Genomic DNA, 21,444 nt, shown 5'->3' with positions numbered 1-21,444 from the left:
TTTTCGAGAGAACACTGCCCAATGAAGATCCTGGTAGCTGTGAAACGAGTGGTCGATTACAACGTGAAAGTTCGCGTGAAAGCCGACAACTCTGGCGTCGACCTCGCCAACGTCAAGATGTCGATGAACCCGTTCTGCGAAATCGCCGTGGAAGAAGCCGTGCGCCTGAAAGAACTCTCTATTCAAGAAGGGCGCGTTGCGACTGAAATCGTCGTTGTCTCCGTAGGCCCGTCCACCGCTCAAGAGCAACTGCGCACCGCGCTGGCTCTGGGTGCCGACCGCGCCATCCTCGTCGAGTCCGCCGAAGACCTGACTTCCCTGGCCGTTGCCAAACTGTTGAAAGCTGTTGTCGACAAGGAACAGCCTCAGCTGGTGATCCTTGGCAAACAGGCCATCGACAGCGACAACAACCAGACTGGCCAGATGCTCGCTGCATTGAGCGGCTACGGTCAGGGCACGTTCGCTTCGAAAGTCGAAATCAGCGGCGACAGCGTAGCTGTGACCCGTGAAATCGACGGCGGCGCGCAGACAGTTTCCCTGAAACTGCCGGCGATCGTCACCACCGACCTGCGTTTGAACGAGCCGCGTTATGCGTCTCTGCCAAACATCATGAAAGCCAAGAAGAAGCCTCTCGAAGTAGTGACTGCGGATGCTTTGGGCGTTTCCACCGCCTCCACCAACAAGACTTTGAAAGTCGAAGCGCCGGCTGCACGCAGCGCGGGTATCAAAGTCAAGTCGGTGGCTGAACTGGTCGAAAAACTGAAAAACGAAGCGAAGGTGCTTTGAGTTAAGGAGCCGAATCATGACTATCTTGGTAATTGCAGAACACGACAACAAGGTTGTGGCTCCTGCCACCCTGAACACCGTTGCTGCTGCCGCCAAAATCGGTGGCGACATCCACGTTCTGGTCGCTGGCCAGGGTGTGGGTGCCGTGGCTGAAGCCGCTGCGAAAATCGCTGGCGTGAGCAAAGTATTGGTAGCTGACAACACTGCCTACGCGCACCAGCTGCCGGAAAACGTCGCTCCTCTGGTTGCAGTTCTCGCCCAAGAAACAGGGGCTACGGGCTACAGCCACATCCTGGCTGCCGCCACTTCCAACGGCAAAAACATCCTGCCGCGCGTTGCCGCTGCACTGGACGTTGACCAGATCTCCGAGATCATCTCGGTAGAAAGCGCTGACACCTTCAAGCGCCCGATCTACGCCGGTAACGCCATCGCTACCGTTCAGTCGAACGCTGCGGTCAAGGTGATCACCGTGCGTGCCACCGGTTTCGACCCGGTTGCAGCCGAAGGTGGCTCCGCTGCCGTTGAAGCTGTTGGCACTGCCCACGACGCTGGCATCGCAAGCTTCGTTGGCGAAGAACTGGCCAAGTCCGATCGTCCGGAACTGACCGCTGCCAAGATCGTCGTTTCCGGCGGTCGCGGTATGCAGAACGGCGACAACTTCAAACACCTGTACGCCCTGGCCGACAAGCTGGGCGCTGCCGTCGGTGCATCGCGCGCCGCGGTCGACGCAGGTTTTGTTCCCAACGACATGCAGGTCGGTCAGACCGGCAAGATCGTTGCTCCACAGCTGTACATCGCCGTCGGTATCTCCGGCGCGATCCAGCACCTGGCCGGCATGAAAGACTCCAAAGTGATCGTTGCGATCAACAAGGACGAAGAAGCGCCGATCTTCCAGGTGGCCGATTACGGCCTGGTGGCGGACTTGTTTGAAGCGATTCCAGAAATGGCCACCCTGGCCTGATTGCCGACTGACAGGAGCGATAAATATGAGCAGTTCCGATTTTTCAGCCTGGATTGGACGTCGTCAGGAAAGCCAGGACCGGATCAGTTTTACTTTGGTCAAACGTATTGCCGCGACGATGGGCGAGCCGGTACCCCGGTCGGGTGAATCGCTGCCGCCTTTGTGGCACTGGGCGTTTTTTCAGGAACCGGTTACCGCCGACGAACTGGGTCCGGACGGTCATCCGGCGCTCGGGGGATTCCTGCCGCCCGCCCACAACCGCAACCGCATGTGGGCGGGTAGTCGACTTGAGTTTTACCAGCCGTTGAAGGTGGAGGCTGACGTGACCTGTGTGTCAACCATCCTCAACGTCGAAGAGAAGCACGGTCGCACGGGTTCCTTGTTGTTCGTCACGGTGCGCCATGAGTATTTTCAGGATGGCAAACGCGCCCTGCAGGATGAGCAGGACATTGTCTATCGGGAACCCACTCCACCCAAACTGAGCGGCATCGAGGCGATACCGGAGGGCCAATGGCGGGACCTGGTCGTCCCCTCCCCGACCTTGCTGTTCCGTTACTCCGCCGTCACCTTCAATGGCCACCGGATTCACTACGACTGGCCATACGTCACAGAGACCGAGGGTTACCCGGGATTGGTGGTGCATGGTCCTTTGATCGCCACGCTGAATTTGCGCGCGTTTACCAAAGCGCACCCGAACGCGCGCTTGAAGCGCTTCACCTTCCGTGGCGTCCGTCCCTTGATTTCGCCTCAGCCTTTCGAGGTCGGCGGACGCCTGATTGATAGCGGCAAGGCACAGCTCTGGGCAGGTAATCAGGACGGCATGGCGCAGACCGGCGAAGTCGAGTTCAGCGCGGGAGAAACACCATGAATACCTCCATTGTTCGCTCCGCCCTTTTTGTCCCGGCCACTCGTCCGGAGCGCATACCCAAAGCCATCGCTACCGGTGCGGACCGGGTCATTGTTGATTTGGAAGATGCCGTACAGGAGAACCTCAAGGAACAGGCGAGGGATAACCTGGAGCGCTTTTTGAGTGACAATCCGCAAGCCCGGATTCTGGTGCGGGTCAATGCTCCGGATCACTGGGCCCACATGGCAGATCTGGAGCTTTGTCGACGACACGCTGGCGTGATCGGTATTTTGCTACCCAAAGCAGAAAGCGCGGAGCACGTTCTCACGGGCGCCAATACTCAAAAACCGATCTGGCCCATCATCGAAAGCGCCAAGGGCCTGGCCGAACTCCAAGCGATTGCCCAGACCCAAGGCGTTGAGCGCTTGTCATTCGGAAGTCTTGATCTGGGCCTGGACCTGAATTTGACCACCGGCAGTCCTGCCGCCGAAGAGATCCTGAGTCACGCTCGATACGCAGTACTGCTCGCGACTCGGGTGGCCGGCCTCGCTCCGGCGCTGGATGGCGTGTTTCCTTCCATACAGGACACCGTCGGCCTGCACAGCACCGTTCAGTTTGCCCGCGACATGGGGTTTGGTGGCGCGTTATGTATCCATCCGAGCCAAGTGGCGATTATCCATCAAGCGCTAAAACCCGGTCTGGAGGAACTGCTCTGGGCACAACGCATCATGGACGCCGCCAGTTCGGGTGAAGGTGTATTCGTGCTCGACGGGCAAATGGTCGACGCGCCTGTCATTGGCCGTGCGCAGGCCATCCTGGCGCGCGCGACCTGACTCAACGGCAGCGCTCTTGCACCGTACGCGAATTTTGTAACGCACGGACCGTATGGCTGGACCGTCACTATCAACCAGCCAATCGCCAAGCCCGGCGAGACCTGTCGCCAAATAAAAGATGGGCGAGTCCGAAAAAGACTCGCCTGACCCTTATGAGAATTTTTTGATGCGTGCCTTCCCTTAAACTCCACCAGGAACGCGCCTACACTGAGATGCACAGCGATTGAGAGGACATGGAGCTCCACGCATGCGGACTAGCGCCCTTGTGATACTCCTTATCAGCTATGCCGTGCTGATGGTGGTTTTTTTCAAGCTAAATGCTCGAAACAATCTACGCCGCAGAGAGGGTCTTTACGAAGCCTTTGAAACGACTATGCGACAGCATGGGATCAAATCTTTCGAGATCCTCAAGGAAAGTATTTATATCGGTAACAACTTTCGGCCATCAGAACTGTGCCGGGTATTGCTGGACGATTCAGGGCACTACTTTCTTTACTTGCACGCCAGCAACGCGCAACCAACTTTAACGCCGCTGACCGAGGAGCGAGCGTTACAAGCTGCACAAGGTGACATAGGAATTCAGGCATAGATCATCGCAACCGCCACAAGTCACCTCCGAGCACATTCGGAGCAAGGAAATACCTCCCCTTTTCCTCGGCATGCTCACGCCATCACCTGGCGTGAGCATGCGCCGATTACTCAGGTAAAGGCGAAGTCCGCCTCGGTGATGGCTGCCTGTGGGACACCGGTCAAGGTGATGCTTCCCACACCCGGCTGGTCAGTGACGGTTATGACGGCCTCACCGTTCTGCTCTCCAACAGTGAGATTCGCAAAGGCCAATCCGCTGGTACTCAGGTTGATCAGGTCAGTGCCGTCCTCGAATTTTATGACCCTTCGTACGCCCACACTGGGAAGACTCTTTAATACTGTCCGTCCCCTCAAAGCTTTGCTGCCAGCTTCGGTTCGATTTCGGTCGGCCACGACATGCACAAAGCGGCCAGAAGTCGTCATTCTTCAGATCTCACCGCCCCCCGCCCCCAGAACGCAACAGACGCTTTTTTGGCGATTATCCAGCTCAGTGGAAATATTCAACTTCTTCTCCCCATTCAGTAAAACGCATTGGGCAGGTGACCAAACCGACCCAATGCCATACGAGCTGATCCATTTACCGCGAATCGACTAACCCAACGTGTTAAGGCACACCACCTTGGGTTGGGTCATTTCCTCATAGGCAAAACGTACGCCTTCCCGGCCCAGGCTACCGTACTTGGAACCGCCAAACGGCATCGCGTCGAAGCGGTAGTCGGAAGAGTCGTTGATCATCACCCCTCCGGCTTCGATCCTCCGGGCAGCACTCATCGCCGTAGCCAGATCATTGGTGAAGATCCCGGCATGCAGGCTGTATTCGGGCTCATTGGCCAACGCAATGGCTTCATCGAAGGTTTCGAAAAGCTGCAATACCACCACAGGAGCGAAGACTTCATTGCGCCAGAGTCGACTGGAGTGATCGACGTTTTCCAACACGGTGGCGGCATAGCACGATCCTTCACGCCGATGGCCGCAGAGCAACGTGGCGCCCTCCTGCAAGGCCTCGTTCACCACTTGCTCTGCATTCTGCGCAGCATGCGCAGTAATCATGGGGCCGATATCGGTATCGGCCAGTAATGGATCGCCGACCACAAGCGCACGGGCCTGACTGACAAAACGCTCTCGGAACGCTTCATAAATCGACGCCTGAATAAGCAAGCGCTGGGTGCCTACGCAGTTCTGTCCCGCAGCCCAAAAGGCTCCGGACACGCAACTCTCGACAGCCGCCTGAAGGTCGCAATCGCCCATGACGATTACCGGCGCATTGCCGCCCAGGTCCATGGCCAGTTTCTTCAACCCGGCCGTGCGGGCAATCTGCTCTGCGGTGACGAAACCGCCGGTGAAGGAAATCATCCGCACCTCACGGGCGGCGACCAACGCCTTGCCCAGTTCTGCGCCGCCGGTGGCGACTGTAACCACTGATTCAGGCAAGCCTGCTGCGACCAGATAAGACACCAGTTTAATCGCCGACAATGGCGCGAGCTCGGATGGTTTGAGAATCACCGCGTTACCGCCCGCAATGGCCGGACCGAGTTTATGCGCCACCAGGTTCAACGGATCGTTGTACGGCGTGATCGCGACGATCAGGCCCAAGGGCTCGCGAGAAAACCAGCCCTGACGCGATTCGGAGCCTTCATAAGCATCGAAAGGCACCACCTCCCCAGCATTGCGCCTGGCCTCCTCGGCCGATAGCTTGAGGGTGTTGACGCAGCGTTTGACCTCCTTTTCCGCCTGTTTGAGGGTCTTTCCGGCCTCATCGACGATCAGCCTGGCAAACACTCCGGCATCACGTTCAATATTGATTGCGGCTTGCTCAAGAATGCGAGCCCGACGATGACGCGCTAATGCGGCGCATGCTCGTCTACCACTGCGTCCCGTCTCCAATAACTGCGGAACTTGCGACGCACAGACATTCGTTACGCTACCGATGACGGAACCGTCATAGGCGTTAAAGACTTCAATGGGCGGCTCCACGATATCCAGAACCAGGCGCGATAGTTTCACAGGCTTACTCCTGGTTGCGTGCAATGGATTGATGGATGCTGATGATGTCCGAGAGCAGCGCAAACGCTGTTTCCGTGCGCCCGGCTCCCGGTCCCGAAACCGTCACCGCACCGAGCAGTTCGGAGGTAAACGACACCGCGTTCGTTGCACCGCCAACACTGGCCAGCGGATGGTCATTGTTCAACAGCCGCGGTTCGACACTGGCACTGATCGAGCCGTCGGCATGGCGCATCGCCGACCCGATCAGCTTCCAGCGAGCGCCGTCCTGCCGGGCTTTTTCGATGTCGCCAAGGCTGAGGGACGAAATGCCGCTGCACGTGACGTCGCTGACCGTAAGCTTCGCGTCCAACAGTTCATTCGCCAGGATCACCACCTTCAGGCGTACGTCATGACCCTCGACATCCGCCGTCGGGTCGGCTTCGGCGTAACCCAGCGCCTGGGCCTTGGCAACGGCCTCGGCAAACCCCAGGCCGCCTTCCATGCTGGTGAGCACGAAGTTGGACGTGCCATTGAGAATGCCTTCAAAACCGACAATGGAGCTGCCTGCCAGTGCCTGCCGGGCCAGGCGAATAACCGGCGTGCCGCTCATGACCGAGCCTTCGTATTCAAAGGCGACATGTTTGCGTCGAGCCAGTGCTTTGAGCTCGGTGCCGTGCAACGCGATGGGCCCCTTGTTGGTGGTGACGACATGCTGGCCGCCCTCCAGCGCCCAACGGCAGAACGAAGTGGCCGGTTCACCGTCAACCGGGTTGGTAAACGTGGCTTCAACAATAATGTCCGCGCCGGAATCTTTGATCACCGCTTCATTGAGGGCTGTGACGTCGCCACCCGACAGTTGCGCCAATGCACCTTTGACTGTCGGCAATTGGGCAAGAGCACTGGCGTCCAGCCCTTCGCGGCCAATCACCGAACCGAGAAACAAGTCAGTCACGCCGACGATTTTCAGGGTGAAACCCAGTTCTGTATTCCACTGTTCGTTACGTTCGGCAATCAGCTGAGCCAATGCCCGGTTAACACCGCCAAAGCCAACCAGCGCCAATTTGTATTCAGTCATTTTTTTATGCCCTTGATCCGGGTGATGGGTTGTTGGGCTCTAGGTTAGGGGCACGACCAGGGCAGTGAAATAGGCCAATTTGCTCTATTTTGTGGGCGTTTTGACCAGCACCCGGGCAAAACGCCAAGCATAAAAAAAGCCAACACAGGTTGGCTTTTTTCAGAGCGATAAAGGGGTTAGACGACGGACGACAGCACGAATGAGGTCACCGTGTTTTCCACCCCGGGCAACGCGCAGATCTCATTCCAGACCTTATGCACCCGCTCCGGACTGGCAGCGCCGACCCGCAGCATCAGATCGAACTCGCCACTCATCACATCGCACTGAATGACTTCCGGTATTGCCCGCAGGGCCTGCAGCACTTCCGCGCCACGCATGCGGTCGTAGCGGTAGACGAAAATCACCGCATTGATGTTCGAAGAAGCTTGCCGCCCCTCCCCCGTGCGTACCGTATAACCCTGTATCGCCCCGTCGCGCTCAAGCCGTTCAATGCGCTGGCGCACGGCATTGCGCGACAGGTTGACCTTCGCCGCCAGCTCGGCGTGGGCAGCCCGGGCATTGAGCCGCAGTTCCGCGATGATGTGTTCATCGAGAGGGTCCAGAATTCGCTTCACTTGGCCTCCTGTTGCCGCGCCTTCACAGCGCGCCGAGCAGCTGATGGATGGTATCGAGGTCGTCCGGTTGAATCCGGTAAAGCTGCTCCGGCCCTTGCGCCGGGACCGGACGGTGTTGCGCTGGCGTGCTGACCCCCAGCTCGCCGAGCAGCACCGCCGATTTGGCCGGCGAGATTTCCCCCAGGGTAACCATCGGCGCCACCAGGCTTCGACGATACAACCTGGCCGCGAGGACGCCGGTGGCGGTATGCGGGTCGATGACGTAACCGGTGTCACGATACAGCGAGGTAATTTCCTTCAGTGTCTCCTCATCACTGACCGCGTAAGAGTCGATGATCATCCGAGCCTGCAACCAGAACTCGTTGGCGATGGTCATCTCGCCGCTGGATTCGAACGCTGCCATCAGCGCACTCACGGCCTGATCGTCATGCCCGTAGAGTTCCCAGAGAAAACGTTCCAGGTTAGAAAAGATCGACAGGTCCATGGCCGGCGACAAGGTCTTGTTGGCTCGCAACCTGGAGTAGTGGTTCTTCAGAAACAACTGATGCAACGCGTCATTCTGGTTGGTCGCAACGATTATCTGAGTGATCGGCAAGCCCATTTTCTGCGCGATGTAGCCGGCATAGACCTCGGCAAAACTCGCGGCTGGCACGCTGAAACCAATCGGACGCTGACCGCCCCCCAGTTGCAGCACGGCGTGGAAATAAAACACCAGTTGCGCCAACACACTGACCCAGTTGCTGGAGTTGAAACTGATCGCCTCGTGCTGCGTGTACGGCCACTGAAGGAACAGCCGGGTGACGATGGCCTGGCACTCGTCGAAACTGCCATTCACTGCGAACTGATGAACCTTGGGATGCGCCACCGCTTGCAGGTGCTGGAGTTGGTCTTGCGGTACACCTGCCTCCGGGTAAAACACCACCACGTCCGTTTCGTCGCCGTGCTTGAATGCCTCGATGGCGGCAAGTCCGGTGTCGCCATTGGTGGCACCGAGCACCACCGCGCGACGCCCGCGTTTGCGCAGAAAATATTGCACCAGCCGTGCCTGCAACTGGGCGGCAAAATCCTTCGAGGAACGGGTCGGTCCATGGAACAGCTCCAACACCCATTCGTTGCGATCTACCTGATGCAAAGGTGCCAGGGACCGATGGCTGAATTGGCTGCCAGCCTCCTTGAGCATGCATTTGAGGTCTGTCTCGGAGATCGTCTCGCCAACAAACGGACTGATCACCCGATAGGCCAGTTCGTCATAGGGCAAGGTCGACCAGTTGGCAATGTCCTGTGGTTTGAACAGCGGCAGTTCGAGCGGCACGAACAACCCACCGCCCTCGGCAATTCCAGACAACACGACCCTTTCGAAATTGACCTTAACAGCCGAATTTCGGGTACTTACATAGTGCATGGTTGGCTCCGGCCATTCATTTGAAACGATGTGCCTGCTCGACCAGCCAGGTGGAAAACATGACCGCGTCGGGGTGCTGGTCGGCCCCGGAACCGCGTACGAGGTAAAAAGACTCACTGGCCTCGATGCGCTGGTCGAAGGGCTCGACCAGTCGACCGTCCTGAAGCATCTCTTCAACCATCGAGGACCGGGCCAGGGCAACCCCCTGTCCCAACTCGGCCATACGCAAGGTGGAAATCAGTGTGTCAAACTGCATGCCGGTCGACGAATCGACGGTGTCTGCACCGACCATGTTCAACCAGTAACCCCAACCCTCTTCGTAACCCAGGACATGCAACAACGGATGGTGCGCCACGTCCGCCGGCACCGTCAGCGGCGAACTCGCCATCAGGGCTGGCGAGCAGACCGGAAACAAGGTGTCCCAAGTCAGGCGCTGCGACACCAGGCCGGGCCATTGACCATGGCCCCAGCGAATTTCCATGTCGTCCTCACCATCCAGTTCTTTGACCCAGATGTTGCTGATGTAGCGGATGTCGACCTGTGGATGGGCCTGGCGAAAATCCACCAGTTTGGGCGCCAGCCAGTGCACGAAAAACGCCAGGCTGCCGCGCACCTTGATCGGCCGGCGTTTGTGCTGGCCAAAAATCTCGTTGGTCCCCACCGCCAGTCGAGTGATTGCATCCTGCACGACCGGCAGATAGGCCTGACCTTCCTCGGTCAGCCCCAAGCCACGGGGCAAACGCTTGAACAGCGCCACACCCAGATGACTTTCCAATTGGCGGATTTGCTGACTGACTGCACCCTGAGTCAAAAACAGTTCTTCGGCAGCGTGGGTGAAGTTCAGGCAACGGGCGGACACCTCGAATGCCCGCAACCAGTTCAATGGGGGTAACGTCTTTTGCTTCATGGTCTGAACCTCAATGACGCCCCCTCCACCGAGCGCGCTTGCCCACCCCGTCGACAGTGCCTAGAACGCATCGGACGGTTGTGCCAAGGGGGTAACCGACAAGCGTCGCTCGCGGCTTTTGCGCGTAATGTAATACACGAAATAGCACCAGGCGATGAATGGCAAACCGAAGTACAGAGCTACCCGCTGTTCAGGGTCGAAAGCAATCCCGACACACGCCAGGCTGCAGCAGACCAACGCCCCCAACGGCACCCATGGATAACCCCGGACGCGGAACTTAAGGTCGTGGACATCGCCTCCATTGGCCACATAGTGACGGCGGAAAGCAATCTGGCTCGCGGCGATGCTCATCCACACCACCACCACTGCCAATCCGGAGATCGACACCAGCGCCAGATAGATGGTGTCGGCGGCAAACACGCTGCTGAGCAAAGAGGCGGCGCCACCGGCCATGCTGACAATAATGGCGTTGAGTGGTGTGCCCATGCGGGTCAGGGCCGAGAACTGTTTGGGCAGGTGACCCTGGTCACTCAGGGTCCAGAGCATCCGTGAAGCAGCGTATAAACCGGAGTTGGCGGCCGACAACAAGGCACTGATGATCACGAAGTTCATGATGTCAGCCGAATAGGGAATCCCGATGTAAGTGAACACCGTGACAAATGGACTCTCTACCAGGCCGGCCTGCTCACGGGGTAACAGCGTCGCCAGGACGAAAATGGTACCTACGAAGAAGATCGCCAAGCGCAGCACGGTCGTGCGAATGGCACGTGGCACATTGCGCTGGGGGTCCTTGGTTTCACCCGCGGCGATGCCGATCAGTTCAGTACCGGAGAACGCAAAGGAGACCGCCAGTAACGTCATGGCAATCGGCATGAAACCGGTAGGGAAAAGCCCCTCGCGAGTGAAGTTGCTCAGCCCGATACTGTGAGCCTGATCGATATGCAGCAGACCGATAATCGCGCCACCACCGATTAGCAGAAAAACCACCACGGTCACCACTTTGACCAGAGACAACCAGAATTCGGTCTCAGCGAACAAGCGTACCGAAATCACGTTGGTCAGAAACACCAAGCCTGCGAACAGCGCGCTCCAAATCCATACCGGTGTATCCGGAAACCAGCGCGCCATCAAAATCCCGGCGGCGGTAAATTCAGAGCCGATTGCCACAGTCCAGGTCAGCCAATACAACCACGCCACGGTGTAGCCGGTGCCGGGTCCGAGAAAACGCGTGGCGTAGGTGCTGAACGAACCCGTTTCCGGCATCTGCACCGCCAATTCGCCCAAGCACATCATGACCATGTAAACCATGAGTGCGCCAATGATGTAGGCGATGACTGCACCCAACGGACCGGCCTGGTTAACAGTGTACCCGGACGTGAGAAACAGCCCGGTACCAATGACGCCACCCAATGCCAACATGACAATGTGGCGCGTCTGCATTTCCTGTTTAAAACCGGCACGCGTAGTGAGTTGTTCTTCTTTTATGGACATGGTTGTTCTCATGAAAGTTGTCAGGGCGCGCATTAACGTCTGCGATCAGTTACTGGGCAGAGTAAAAACAGGTCGCCACTAAGTTTTATTATTATTCCACTTCATGAACGCCTCACTAACAGCCTTGTCGTGAGGTACTAACGTTAAAACTTCAGCTTGCAGCCTCGATGCACGTTTTGTTGTTTGAGTGCTGTGTGTTTGCCTGTGCCAGCTCATCGCGCGAACACCTGACAAAAGCGAACGCCTGCTTCAAATCGTCGAGCAGATCGTCAGTGTCTTCAATGCCGACCGAGACCCGCACCAGTCCTTCGGAGATACCCAGAGCCAGTCGTTCCTCCAGCGTGTTCTCGACATGGCTGGTGGTCCGGGCCGGGCCGTAAATGGTTTCCACTGCACCGAGATTGCCCGCGCAGTGGGCGAATCGCAGACGTGGCAAGAGCACCTTGACCGTGTCCATCCCACCGACCAGAACAAAACTGACGATGGCGCCGAAGCCGGACATTTGCGCGCACGCCACAGCGTGGTTCGGATGACCGGGCAAGCCGGGATAATTGACCGACTCAACCAACGGTTCGGTGCAGAGGAACTCCGCCAGGGCACGGGCACTGCGTTGCTGTTGACGCATGCGCAGCACCAGCGTTTTCATGCCCCGGATGATCATGTAGGCCGAGAACGGGTCGAGCGTCGCACCGTTGATTTCCCGGTAATGACGAACCTTGGCCATCAAGGATTCGCTGCCGCACACCAGGCCGCCAAGTACATCGCCATGACCGCTGAGGAACTTGGTCGCGCTGTGGATGACCACGTCCACCCCTAACGCCAGGGGGTTCTGATTCAGCGGCGTGGCAAAGGTGTTGTCCGCCACCACCACGGCACCGACGCGCTTGGCTGCAGCTACCAGACGCTGGATATCGAGTATTTTCAGGGTCGGGTTGGTCGGCGTTTCCAGGTACACCAACTGGCAGCCTTTGGCGATTTCACGCTCGATCTCCTCGTGATCGAACGTCTCGCACAATGTCACCTCCACACCCGTGCGCGGCAGGAATTCTTCGAAAATCTTGTTGGTGCCACCGTAGCTGTCCTTGGTCGACACCACACGATCGCCATTGGCCAGGAAGGTGAAAAGCACACTGCTGATCGCCGCCATGCCGCTGCTGAAGGCCACGGCGGACTCGGCCATTTCCAGCTCGCGAATCTTTGCTTCGAGGGTCTCGACTGTCGGGTTGCTCATGCGGCTGTAGATAAAGCCCGGCGTCTTGCCCAACGCAACGTCGTACCAGACGTCGATGTCGTCGTAACCGTAAGCGGCGCTGACCACGATCGGTGTTTGAGTGGCGTTGTAGGGATGCCTGACTTGCTCCCCGCCCCAGACCGCTCGGGTCCCGGTTCCGGCGTTATCAAGCCCCGCGTTGTCAGGTTTATTGTTCATTAAGACTACTCGCACTGAGGGTGGTGAGTGTTGAGTCATTCACCAGATCTGGCGGCCAATATATTGAAAAGCGGTGCGCCCGAGAAACGATGTTATCGGTGCCAAAGGGCTGCTTTTTTTAATGGCTGTGTAGTCCTGAAATAGGTTTACACCTTCTGATCTGTTTTTCAGGAAGGCATGATTGTTCAGCGGCTGTCGCCCAATGTTGCCTGGGTCATCGTCGGGGCTCCGGACTACCTCAATCGTTTTACCCCCTGCTCGATTTGGGTATCGCTATACGGCTACTGGTCTTGACCTCGCGTAACGACAAACTGGACTGGATGGATGCAATACCCACCTGACGCCTGAGTACCTGTTCGATAAAGTCGCTGTAGCTATCTAGATCCTCTGCCAGCACTTGCAGTACGTAATCGGCATCCCCGGTGATCTTGTGACAGGACAACACTTCGGGCAATTGCGCAATCACCGCCTCGAAGGCGTCCGGAGCGTGATCGGCGTGGGTGGAAAAACGGATGTGCACGAACGCCATGATATCCAGCCCCAGCATTCGTCGATCAAGGTTGGCCTGGTAGCCCTTTATCACGCCCGCCTCCTCCATTCTCTTACGCCGCCGCCAGCAAGGCGTAAGGCTTAACGACAGCCGCTCACTGAGCTCGGCGTTGGAAATACTCGCGTCCTCCTGCAGCAACGCGAGAATCGCCAGGTCGGTGTCGTCGAGACTGATGCGCTTGGATGATTTTTTCTTCATTACGCCATTCCTGAGTAATAAATCCCGAACAATCTAGTAAAACACGAAAACAAAGCAAAGAAAGCGCCTCCAGACCGGAACAGAATATTTGCACTGGTTCACATCAACGGATGCGCACAATGTTTACAGTTTTCAGTGATTCCCACCGTTTGCACCACGGCTCCGAATTGAAAGACGGCGTGCTCAAGCCCTCCTTCGAACAGCCCAGTCGGGCCGATACCGTCCATCATCGGGTCAAACAGGTAGGGCTTGGCCAGGTCATCGAACCGCGAGCATTTGACCGGTCGTGCTATGTCAACGCGCACAGCGAGCGCTACGTAACCTTTCTGGAAACTGCCTGGTCTGAATGGTGCGCAACCGGACGCACCCACGATGCCTTGCCGCTGGTATGGCCCGTGCGCGATCTGGCCAACGAGCAAGTACCGACTTTCATCGACGGCAAACTGGGTTTCTACGCCATGGACGCCGGCTCCCCCATTACCGCCACCACATGGCAAGCAGTAAAAACCAGCGCCGATATCGCGCTGACCGGACTGGCGCTGATCGATGAAGGCCACGACAGTGCCTTTGCCCTGTGTCGCCCACCTGGCCATCACGCAGCACGTGAATACATGGGCGGCTACTGCTATCTGAACAACGCCGCCATTGCCGCACAGCAAGCCATTACCCAAGGCGCCAAACGTGTCGCGGTATTGGACGTCGACTTTCATCATGGCAACGGCACGCAGAACATTTTCTACGGGCGCAGCGACGTCATGTTTGTCTCGCTGCACGGCGAACCGGCAGTGTCCTATCCGTACTACTCAGGCTACAGCCACGAAGTCGGCGCCGGCCACGGCGAAGGTTACAACCTGAACTACCCGTTGCCGAAGAACACCACCTGGGAAAGCTACCGCAACGCCCTGCTCCACGCCTGCAGGAAACTGCAGCAATTCGCCCCTGAAGTACTGGTTATTTCACTCGGCGTCGATACGTTCAAGGACGACCCCATCAGCCACTTCCTGCTGGAAAGCGAAGACTTCATCGGCATCGGCGAGCTGATCGCGGGCGTGGGCTGCCCCACCCTGTTCGTGATGGAAGGCGGCTACATGGTCGATGAGATCGGGATCAATGCGGTCAACGTACTGCATGGTTTCGAGAGCAAACGTGCCTGAGTCATGCCCTGAATCGCAGCGTTTCAACTACTGAATCGGAGAATAAAAAAATGACTCATTTTATCGATGTCGATCATGCCGCACACCTGTTCGCCAAGGTGGGAATCTGTCGGGCCATCCGCGAAATGGCGGCTTACATTGAGGCTGACTATTCACGCTGGGCGCAGTTTGATAAATCGCCCCGCACTGCCAATCATTCAGCAGACGGTGTGATCGAGTTGATGCCCACCGACGACGGCCAGCAGTACTCGTTCAAATACGTGAATGGTCACCCGGACAACGGTCAAAGAGGCATGCTGACGGTCATGGCCTTCGGAGTCCTGGCCGATGTCCACAGCGGCTATCCAACATTGCTCAGCGAACTGACGCTGACAACTGCCGTACGCACTGCCGCGACCTCTGCCCTGGTTGCGCAGTCCCTGGCGCGCCCGGGTGCAAGCATCATGGCAATCATCGGAAATGGCGCCCAGAGCGAATTTCAGGCCCTCGCCTTCCACGAAATGCTGTCCATCAAGCAAATACGCATTTTCGATATCGATCGCGACGCTTCACTCAAATTGAAGCACAACCTGGCCGCATTCCCGGATATTGAGGTGATTCTGGCCAACTCGGTACAGGAAGCGGTCAAGGGCGCGCACATCGTCACCACCGTCACCGCAGACAAAGCCTATGCAACGATTCTGACGCCCGAGATGATCGAGCCCGGCATGCATATCAATGCCGTCGGCGGCGACTGCCCGGGGAAAACCGAACTGCACGCCGAGATCCTGCGCAATGCCCGGGTCATCGTTGAGTTTGAACCTCAAACCCGGATTGAAGGCGATATTCAACAACTGGAGCCCGACTTTCCTGTCGTCGAGTTCTTCCGGATTGTCCTGGGCGAAGTCCCGGGGCGCGAGAACGACGCACAGGTCACCGTGTTCGATTCGGTGGGTTTTGCCCTCGAAGACTTTTCGTCACTGCGCTACGTGCACGACCTGGCGCGAGAGCATGCCATCGGTGAGCGCATCCATCTGGTGCCGACGCCTTCCAACATAAAAAATCTCTACCAACTGCTTGATCAGCAGCCAGCAATCGTCCCCTCGCGCCTGCGCACGGCCAGTTGATAGCCACAAGTGGTGCCCCTGAACAAAGTGCCAAGGGGCCACTCACCCTGCAGTGAACGCGAACCCTGCCGCCCGCAAACCACCACCGTCAGTAGCCGTTGCATCCCTAACAAGAACGCTAGACAGCCACCTTTCTGCCAAAACTCAAAAACATAAAATCAAGAGGTTTTGTAATGAAATCGACTCCGTCCGAGCGGGTTGAACAGCCCGCGCTGCAGCGCACGCTCAGCAATCGTCACATTCAATTAATGGCCATGGGAGGTGCCATCGGTACAGGCCTGTTCATGGGTTCCGGGAAGATCATTGCCCTCTCCGGCACGTCGATCATCCTCATTTATATGATCATCGGTCTGTTCGTCTACTTCGTCATGCGCGCCATGGGCGAACTGTTGCTGTCCAACTTGAACTTCAAAACCTTCGCGGATTTTGCCGGTGCCTACCTCGGCCCGCGGGCGGCATTCTTCCTCGGCTGGTCGTACTGGCTGAGCTGGAGCGTCGCGGTGGTGGGCGACGCCGTGGTGGTCGGCGGATTCTTTCAGTACTGGTTCCCCGATGTACCCGCCTGGATCCCGGCCATCGGTATGTTGATGACGCTGTTCGCCCTAAACGTGCTGACCGTCAGACTTTTCGGTGAAGTGGAGTTCTGGTTCGCGATCATCAAGATCATTGCCGTCGTCACCCTGATTGGCGTCAGCATGGTGATGATTGCCAGCTCCTTTGTATCACCTAGTGGCGTTACAGCATCCCTGAACCACCTGCTGGATAAACAGGCGGCCTTCCCCAACGGCCTGTTTGGTTTCTTTGCCGGATTCCAGATGGCAATCTTCTCCTTTGCCGGCACTGAGCTGATCGGTACTGCAGCCGCCGAAACTCGCTCCCCCGAGAAGACCCTGCCAAAAGCCATCAACTCGATTCCGCTGAGAATCATCCTGTTTTATGTGCTGGCACTGGCCTGCATTATTGCAGTGACTTCCTGGCAGCAGGTTTCGCCCAACAAGAGCCCTTTCGTCGAACTGTTTCTGGTTGCAGGGTTTCCCGCAGCAGCAGGTATCGTCAACTTTGTGGTGCTGACGTCTGCCGCCTCATCGGCCAACAGTGGCGTATTTTCATCCAGCCGCATGCTGTTTGGACTGGCCAGTCACGACAATGCGCCTGGGATTTTTCGGCGTTTGTCGGGCAATAGCGTACCTCTGCTAAGCCTGGCGTTTACCACACTGTTGATGCTGGTGGGTGTACTGCTGCTGTTCATCGTTCCGGAAGTCATGACAGCGTTCACCATCGTTTCTACCGTGTCGGCGATCCTGGTGATTTTCACTTGGTCGACCATCCTCGCGTCGTACATTGCCTATCGCAAAAGCCGACCCGACCTGCATACGCAATCGACCTACAAGATGCCTGGCGGCGTGCCGATGGCCTGGTTCTCCTTGGCGTTCCTGGGGTTTGTTCTCTGCCTGTTGGCATTAAGACCTGACACTCGTATTGCCTTACTGGTCATGCCAGGGTGGTTCATTTGGTTGGCAATTGCTTATCAGCTGACCCATTCCAGGAAGCTAAAATCCGCTGCTGGTTCGGCAAATCAGTACAGCTGATGTTCACCTGCCACCTCAAGGTGCCGATGCAGTGAACCGCGCTTGAGCAACGTGGCGTTTGTGGGGCACCTGCAGGTTGAAGAGCGGCAAGCGAAGGCCGTCAGATTTTACTGACGGCCAACTCTGCGAATGAACGATTCGCTCAGTGCAGCGCGCTGCGTTGCGCCCAACTGCCGATCACCCCATCCCCAATCCGGTGCGCCCGGATCGACCTCGTATCTAGCGCCACATCACCTACAACTGTCGATCACGTGTTGGACGGCGATTGCGGCGTATCAGGATTGAGTTGCTGACGTCTGAATTGCCCAGGTGGCTGGCCGTGGATCTGGCGGAAGCGTCGCGAAAAATATGCCTCGTCAGCGAAACCGCACAACCTCGCCACCTCCCCCACCGGTCGTGTGCCATTGAGCAAATAATTGCGTGCAGCGTGCATTCGGCGTTCGAGCACCAGTTCGGTGAAGGTCTTGCCGATTTCCCTGCGCAGCCAATGCGTCAGGTACGTCGGGGACAGGTAGGTCGCCGCCGCAACTTTAATCAAGTTGAGGTCGGGGTCGGCGATGTTCTTGCGCAAGTATTCCGACATCCTGCTCAGCGCATCGCGTCGGCTGACTTCGGCGGCATTCTCTTCGGCCAATCGTTTGAGCGGCTCGGCATACAAGGCACAAACGCTCCCCACCAGTTGCAGCAACAACCCCTTGAGCATCTCGCGAGTGCCAAACTGACGCTTCTCATCCAGGACTCGCATCTGTTCGATCAAGGCACAGACTTTGTTGAAATCCTCATCGGCCAGAATGAAATCCAGATGCTCTTGAAAGCGGAACGGCGACAACTCCGGCGCCAGCAGAATCGAGACTTCCTCCAGATCCATCGGATCGCACTGCAAATGCGGCAGCAGGAAGGTCTGGGAAAAATTGATCACCATGAAGTTGCTGTCGGCCGGATGCGGAATCACGTGCACGCGATGCGGCAGGATGAAGGCCAGCGTGTTGCGCGGAAACGGACGTTCGACATTGCCGATGTGCTGCATTGTATCGCCACCGAGGTTGACCTGGATCTGGAAATACTCGTGGCGATGCGGGCTGGTTTCGGCGCGCCGTCCCTTTTTGTCGCGGATGTAAAAGTCCGTCAATTCGCTGCGCTGCTGCATGACGTAAGTGGGTACTCGACTGGGTGACGACATCGCCTGAGGATCCTCGACAGGTACATGGACAGGTTGTCGTCGCGCCGCGATGCAGGCGGCGACCGCGCTGATTGTGAAGGCAGACCCTGCTGACCTCAACATGTCATAGGATGACAACGAAATTCAGAGAATTAATTGTATCCGTGTGTGATTTGTCGTCCGTCCAAAAAACTACGAGCACATAAAAATAATTAATCATTTAAAAACATAATCTTATTAAACGCATGAAGCATGACTAAGGAAATGAGCTGATTTGATTTTTCTTGGACACCTGCATTAATCGCCTTTTTCAGAAGAAAAAACGATCTAACGCCCCCGTTGATTTTGAGATGTTGTACGACCACTGTGACAGCCAATGCAGCCCGACCCGTCCAAAAACAATCAAAAGGTGCGCACGTGATGAACCTGATTTTCCCCCTCGCCAACCCTCCCCAGATCGAGCCAGTCCGAAGGCGTATCTGAGCGCCTGACAGCGGCTGTCCGCGCCTCTCATTCAAGTAGCGATTGCTCTGCCCCGACACTGGCGGCATCGGCTTCGGCTGCGCGCGAACATCTCGATTCTTCTAACAATAAAAAGGTCTACTCATGTCGAACTCGCAAACCTCCCCGTCCACCGCGCCGTCGGTGAATGCCGGCGCCCGGGACGCCCTGCTGCCACAACGACTGCCGACGCGTAGGCGCTGGTTCATGCTGTCGTTGCTGCTGATTGCAACCATCATCAACTACATCGACCGCGTGAACATTTCGATTGCGGCGCCGTTCCTCGCCAAGGACCTGGGCCTGGACAAGATTGAAATGGGCCTGATTTTTTCCGCGTTTGCCTGGACTTACGCCCTCGCCCTGGTGCCCGCCGGGTTTGTTGCCGATCGCTTCGGATCCCGGTTCACTTACGGTGTATCACTGATCAGCTGGTCGACGGTCACCGTGTGCCAGGGCTTCGCCACGGGCTTCGCGTCGTTGTTCGGACTGCGCCTAGCCGTCGGCGCCATGGAAGCTCCAGCCTTTCCGGCCAACAGCCGTGCGGTGACGGTATGGTTCCCGGCCCGCGAACGGGGCCTGGCCAGCAGCATTTACGTGTGCGGCCAATATCTGGGCACGGCACTGTTCACGGGCGTGCTGTTATGGCTGGCCACGACCTATGACTGGCGCCATGTGTTTTACAGCACCGGATTACTCGGCATTGTTTTCGGAGTGATCTGGCTGTACCTGTACCGCGATCCGTTGAACTGCAAGACCGTCAGCCCGGAAGAACTGAAGTACATCGAAGCCGGGGGTGGACTGGTCAAGAGCAGCCAGGAACGCACCCGGTTCAACTGGCGGCAGATCGCCGAGCTGTTCAACTATCGGCAGATCTGGGCGATTTGCATCGGCAAGTTCGCCAGCACCTCAGCGCTGTACTTCTTCCTGACCTGGTTCCCGACGTACCTGATCGAAGAACGCAAGTTGACCATGATCAAGGCCGGGATCTTCGCGGTGCTACCGTTCGTGGGCGCAACGGTCGGCATCTTGCTCGCCGGCATCGTCTCCGACTTGCTGATACGCCGTGGTTACTCAATGTCCTTCGCTCGCAAGTTGCCATTGGTGGTCGGATCAATGCTGGGGATGTCGATTGTGCTGGTGAATTTCACCGACTCGAACGTGATCTGCATTGCCGTGCTGACCATTGCCTTCTTCGCCCAGGGAATCGCTTCTTCGTCGTGGGCGGCAGTGTCGGAGGTCGCGCCCAAGGAATTGATAGGACTGACCGGCGGGGTCACCAGCCTGGCCGCCAACATCGGCGGGATTGTCACTCCGATTGTGATTGGTGGCATCGTCCACGCGACAGGCTCGTTTGCCTACGCCTTCTGGTTCATTGGTGGCGTGGCGCTGATGGGTACCTTGTCCTATTCGTTGCTGCTCGGTCGTTTGTATCGCATCGAACTCAAGGCGCGCTGAGCGCAGAAAAGCGTTTTTCTCCAACACGAGGTGGCATTCGTCCAACTTCGCAAAACGAAGCCGCCGTAGGCTGATGCTTCCAACAGGACAACTACAAAAATGACTATGACCGAATACGTTTTTACCCCGGATCTGCCTGCGACCTTGCCGGTTGCCGGCAGCCAGCAGCGCTTTCCCGTCGGCCGGGTATTTTGCGTCGGCCGCAACTACCCTTGGCCAGACACCCAAGGCCAGTCCCGTCAGCCGCCAGTGTTCTTCATGAAACCGGCGAGCAACGTGGTGGATGCGGCGGGTGAAGTGACTTTCCCGCCGTTGACTGAAGAGTTTGTCCACGAAATCGAATTGGTCGTGGCCATCGGTGAAGGCGGCGCCAATATTCCGGAGAGTCAGGCGCTGGCCTATGTCTGGGGCTATGCCGTCGGTCTTGACCTGACTCGTCGTGATGTCCAGCGCGCGGCCAAAAGCAATGGTTTGCCGTGGGAAGGTGCCAAGGTGTTCGACGGCGCCGCACCGATGACCGCCATCGTGCCGGTGACTCACGCGGGACACCCGGACGGCGAGTTGTGGCTAAACGTCAACGGCGAAGAACGCCAGCGCGACAGCCTCGACAGCCAGATCTGGTCGGTCAGTGAAATCATCAGCCGCATCTCGCAATCGGTAGCGCTGCGGGCCGGTGACTTGATCATGACCGGCAGCCCGGCAGGCGTCGATGTGCTGCAACCAGGCGACATCATCAACGCCGGGATCGCCGGCATCGGCCAACTGGAAATGCGCGTTGGTCAGCGACCTTGAACCCGGCACACGCCCTCGTGAATT

General features: G+C 57.5%; 20 protein-coding genes. 10 read left to right on the top strand and 10 right to left on the bottom strand.

The genetic code is table 11. The features are described 5' to 3' along the window. Window positions 1–21 precede the first annotated feature (21 nt). The 5 genes from KGB29_RS02185 (at window position 22) to KGB29_RS02165 (ending at window position 4,016) form a co-directional block, all read left to right on the top strand. Window positions 22–786: an electron transfer flavoprotein subunit beta/FixA family protein gene (locus tag KGB29_RS02185; protein ID WP_150812757.1), complete on the top strand. Its 765-nt coding sequence runs from the start codon at window positions 22–24 to the stop codon at window positions 784–786. 16 nt (window positions 787–802) lie between these two features. After that, on the top strand, window positions 803–1,747 hold the full coding sequence (locus KGB29_RS02180; RefSeq protein ID WP_150812756.1) for an electron transfer flavoprotein subunit alpha/FixB family protein: 945 nt from the start codon (window positions 803–805) through the stop codon (window positions 1,745–1,747). Window positions 1,748–1,772: 25 nt separating this feature from the next. Further along, window positions 1,773–2,615, top strand: coding sequence for a MaoC family dehydratase N-terminal domain-containing protein (locus KGB29_RS02175; RefSeq protein ID WP_150812755.1), 843 nt, complete (start codon window positions 1,773–1,775; stop codon window positions 2,613–2,615). Next, window positions 2,612–3,427 (top strand): HpcH/HpaI aldolase/citrate lyase family protein, encoded by an 816-nt coding sequence (locus KGB29_RS02170; RefSeq protein ID WP_150812754.1) that lies wholly within the window; start codon window positions 2,612–2,614, stop codon window positions 3,425–3,427. Before KGB29_RS02175 ends, KGB29_RS02170 begins: the two co-directional genes overlap by 4 nt. Window positions 3,428–3,674: 247 nt before the next feature. Then, window positions 3,675–4,016: a hypothetical protein gene (locus KGB29_RS02165; RefSeq protein WP_150812753.1), complete on the top strand. Its 342-nt coding sequence runs from the start codon at window positions 3,675–3,677 to the stop codon at window positions 4,014–4,016. 110 nt (window positions 4,017–4,126) lie between these two features. On the opposite strand, the gene KGB29_RS02160 is transcribed toward KGB29_RS02165, so the two are convergent. From KGB29_RS02160 to KGB29_RS02120, 9 genes are all read right to left on the bottom strand, one after another. Beyond that, window positions 4,127–4,438 carry a hypothetical protein gene (locus tag KGB29_RS02160; protein WP_223504134.1) on the bottom strand — a complete coding sequence of 104 codons (312 nt, stop codon included), beginning with the start codon at window positions 4,436–4,438 and terminating at the stop codon, window positions 4,127–4,129. Between the two features lie 168 nt (window positions 4,439–4,606). After that, window positions 4,607–6,019 (bottom strand): aldehyde dehydrogenase family protein, encoded by a 1,413-nt coding sequence (locus tag KGB29_RS02155; RefSeq protein WP_150812752.1) that lies wholly within the window; start codon window positions 6,017–6,019, stop codon window positions 4,607–4,609. 4 nt (window positions 6,020–6,023) lie between these two features. Next, on the bottom strand, window positions 6,024–7,073 hold the full coding sequence (locus KGB29_RS02150) for a homoserine dehydrogenase (RefSeq protein ID WP_150812751.1): 1,050 nt from the start codon (window positions 7,071–7,073) through the stop codon (window positions 6,024–6,026). Window positions 7,074–7,249: 176 nt separating this feature from the next. After that, entirely contained in the window at window positions 7,250–7,687 is a 438-nt protein-coding gene (locus tag KGB29_RS02145) for an Lrp/AsnC family transcriptional regulator (RefSeq protein WP_150812750.1), read from the bottom strand. Between the two features lie 22 nt (window positions 7,688–7,709). Next, window positions 7,710–9,089, bottom strand: coding sequence for a threonine synthase (gene thrC / locus KGB29_RS02140; RefSeq protein ID WP_150812749.1), 1,380 nt, complete (start codon window positions 9,087–9,089; stop codon window positions 7,710–7,712). A gap of 16 nt (window positions 9,090–9,105) precedes the next feature. After that, window positions 9,106–9,996 carry a LysR substrate-binding domain-containing protein gene (locus KGB29_RS02135; protein ID WP_150812748.1) on the bottom strand — a complete coding sequence of 297 codons (891 nt, stop codon included), beginning with the start codon at window positions 9,994–9,996 and terminating at the stop codon, window positions 9,106–9,108. 60 nt (window positions 9,997–10,056) lie between these two features. Further along, on the bottom strand, window positions 10,057–11,487 hold the full coding sequence (locus tag KGB29_RS02130) for an amino acid permease (protein ID WP_150812747.1): 1,431 nt from the start codon (window positions 11,485–11,487) through the stop codon (window positions 10,057–10,059). A gap of 151 nt (window positions 11,488–11,638) precedes the next feature. After that, window positions 11,639–12,916: a cystathionine gamma-synthase family protein gene (locus KGB29_RS02125; protein ID WP_150812746.1), complete on the bottom strand. Its 1,278-nt coding sequence runs from the start codon at window positions 12,914–12,916 to the stop codon at window positions 11,639–11,641. A gap of 247 nt (window positions 12,917–13,163) precedes the next feature. Continuing rightward, window positions 13,164–13,664, bottom strand: coding sequence for an Lrp/AsnC family transcriptional regulator (locus KGB29_RS02120; protein WP_150812745.1), 501 nt, complete (start codon window positions 13,662–13,664; stop codon window positions 13,164–13,166). Between the two features lie 119 nt (window positions 13,665–13,783). On the opposite strand from KGB29_RS02120, the gene KGB29_RS02115 reads away from it, so the two are divergent. From KGB29_RS02115 to KGB29_RS02105, 3 genes are all read left to right on the top strand, one after another. Further along, window positions 13,784–14,818, top strand: coding sequence for a histone deacetylase family protein (locus tag KGB29_RS02115; protein WP_150812744.1), 1,035 nt, complete (start codon window positions 13,784–13,786; stop codon window positions 14,816–14,818). 50 nt (window positions 14,819–14,868) lie between these two features. Continuing rightward, window positions 14,869–15,924 carry an ornithine cyclodeaminase gene (locus tag KGB29_RS02110; RefSeq protein ID WP_150812743.1) on the top strand — a complete coding sequence of 352 codons (1,056 nt, stop codon included), beginning with the start codon at window positions 14,869–14,871 and terminating at the stop codon, window positions 15,922–15,924. Window positions 15,925–16,097: 173 nt separating this feature from the next. After that, the gene (locus KGB29_RS02105; protein ID WP_150812742.1) at window positions 16,098–17,513 is read left to right on the top strand and encodes an amino acid permease; all 1,416 of its coding nucleotides are present in this window, start codon (window positions 16,098–16,100) and stop codon (window positions 17,511–17,513) included. 247 nt (window positions 17,514–17,760) lie between these two features. On the opposite strand, the gene KGB29_RS02100 is transcribed toward KGB29_RS02105, so the two are convergent. Continuing rightward, the gene (locus tag KGB29_RS02100; RefSeq protein ID WP_150812741.1) at window positions 17,761–18,693 is read right to left on the bottom strand and encodes a helix-turn-helix transcriptional regulator; all 933 of its coding nucleotides are present in this window, start codon (window positions 18,691–18,693) and stop codon (window positions 17,761–17,763) included. A gap of 585 nt (window positions 18,694–19,278) precedes the next feature. Between KGB29_RS02100 and KGB29_RS02095 the strand changes: the two genes are divergently transcribed. Further along, complete coding sequence (locus tag KGB29_RS02095; protein ID WP_150812740.1) at window positions 19,279–20,628, top strand: MFS transporter; 1,350 nt, start codon at window positions 19,279–19,281, stop codon at window positions 20,626–20,628. A 99-nt stretch (window positions 20,629–20,727) separates the two neighbouring features. Further along, on the top strand, window positions 20,728–21,420 hold the full coding sequence (locus tag KGB29_RS02090; protein WP_150812739.1) for a fumarylacetoacetate hydrolase family protein: 693 nt from the start codon (window positions 20,728–20,730) through the stop codon (window positions 21,418–21,420). Window positions 21,421–21,444 lie beyond the last annotated feature (24 nt).

The organism is Pseudomonas sp. BF-B-30 (genome assembly GCF_019956305.1).
Lineage (GTDB): Bacteria > Pseudomonadota > Gammaproteobacteria > Pseudomonadales > Pseudomonadaceae > Aquipseudomonas > Aquipseudomonas jessenii.
This window is presented reverse-complemented; position numbering and strand designations above follow the sequence as displayed.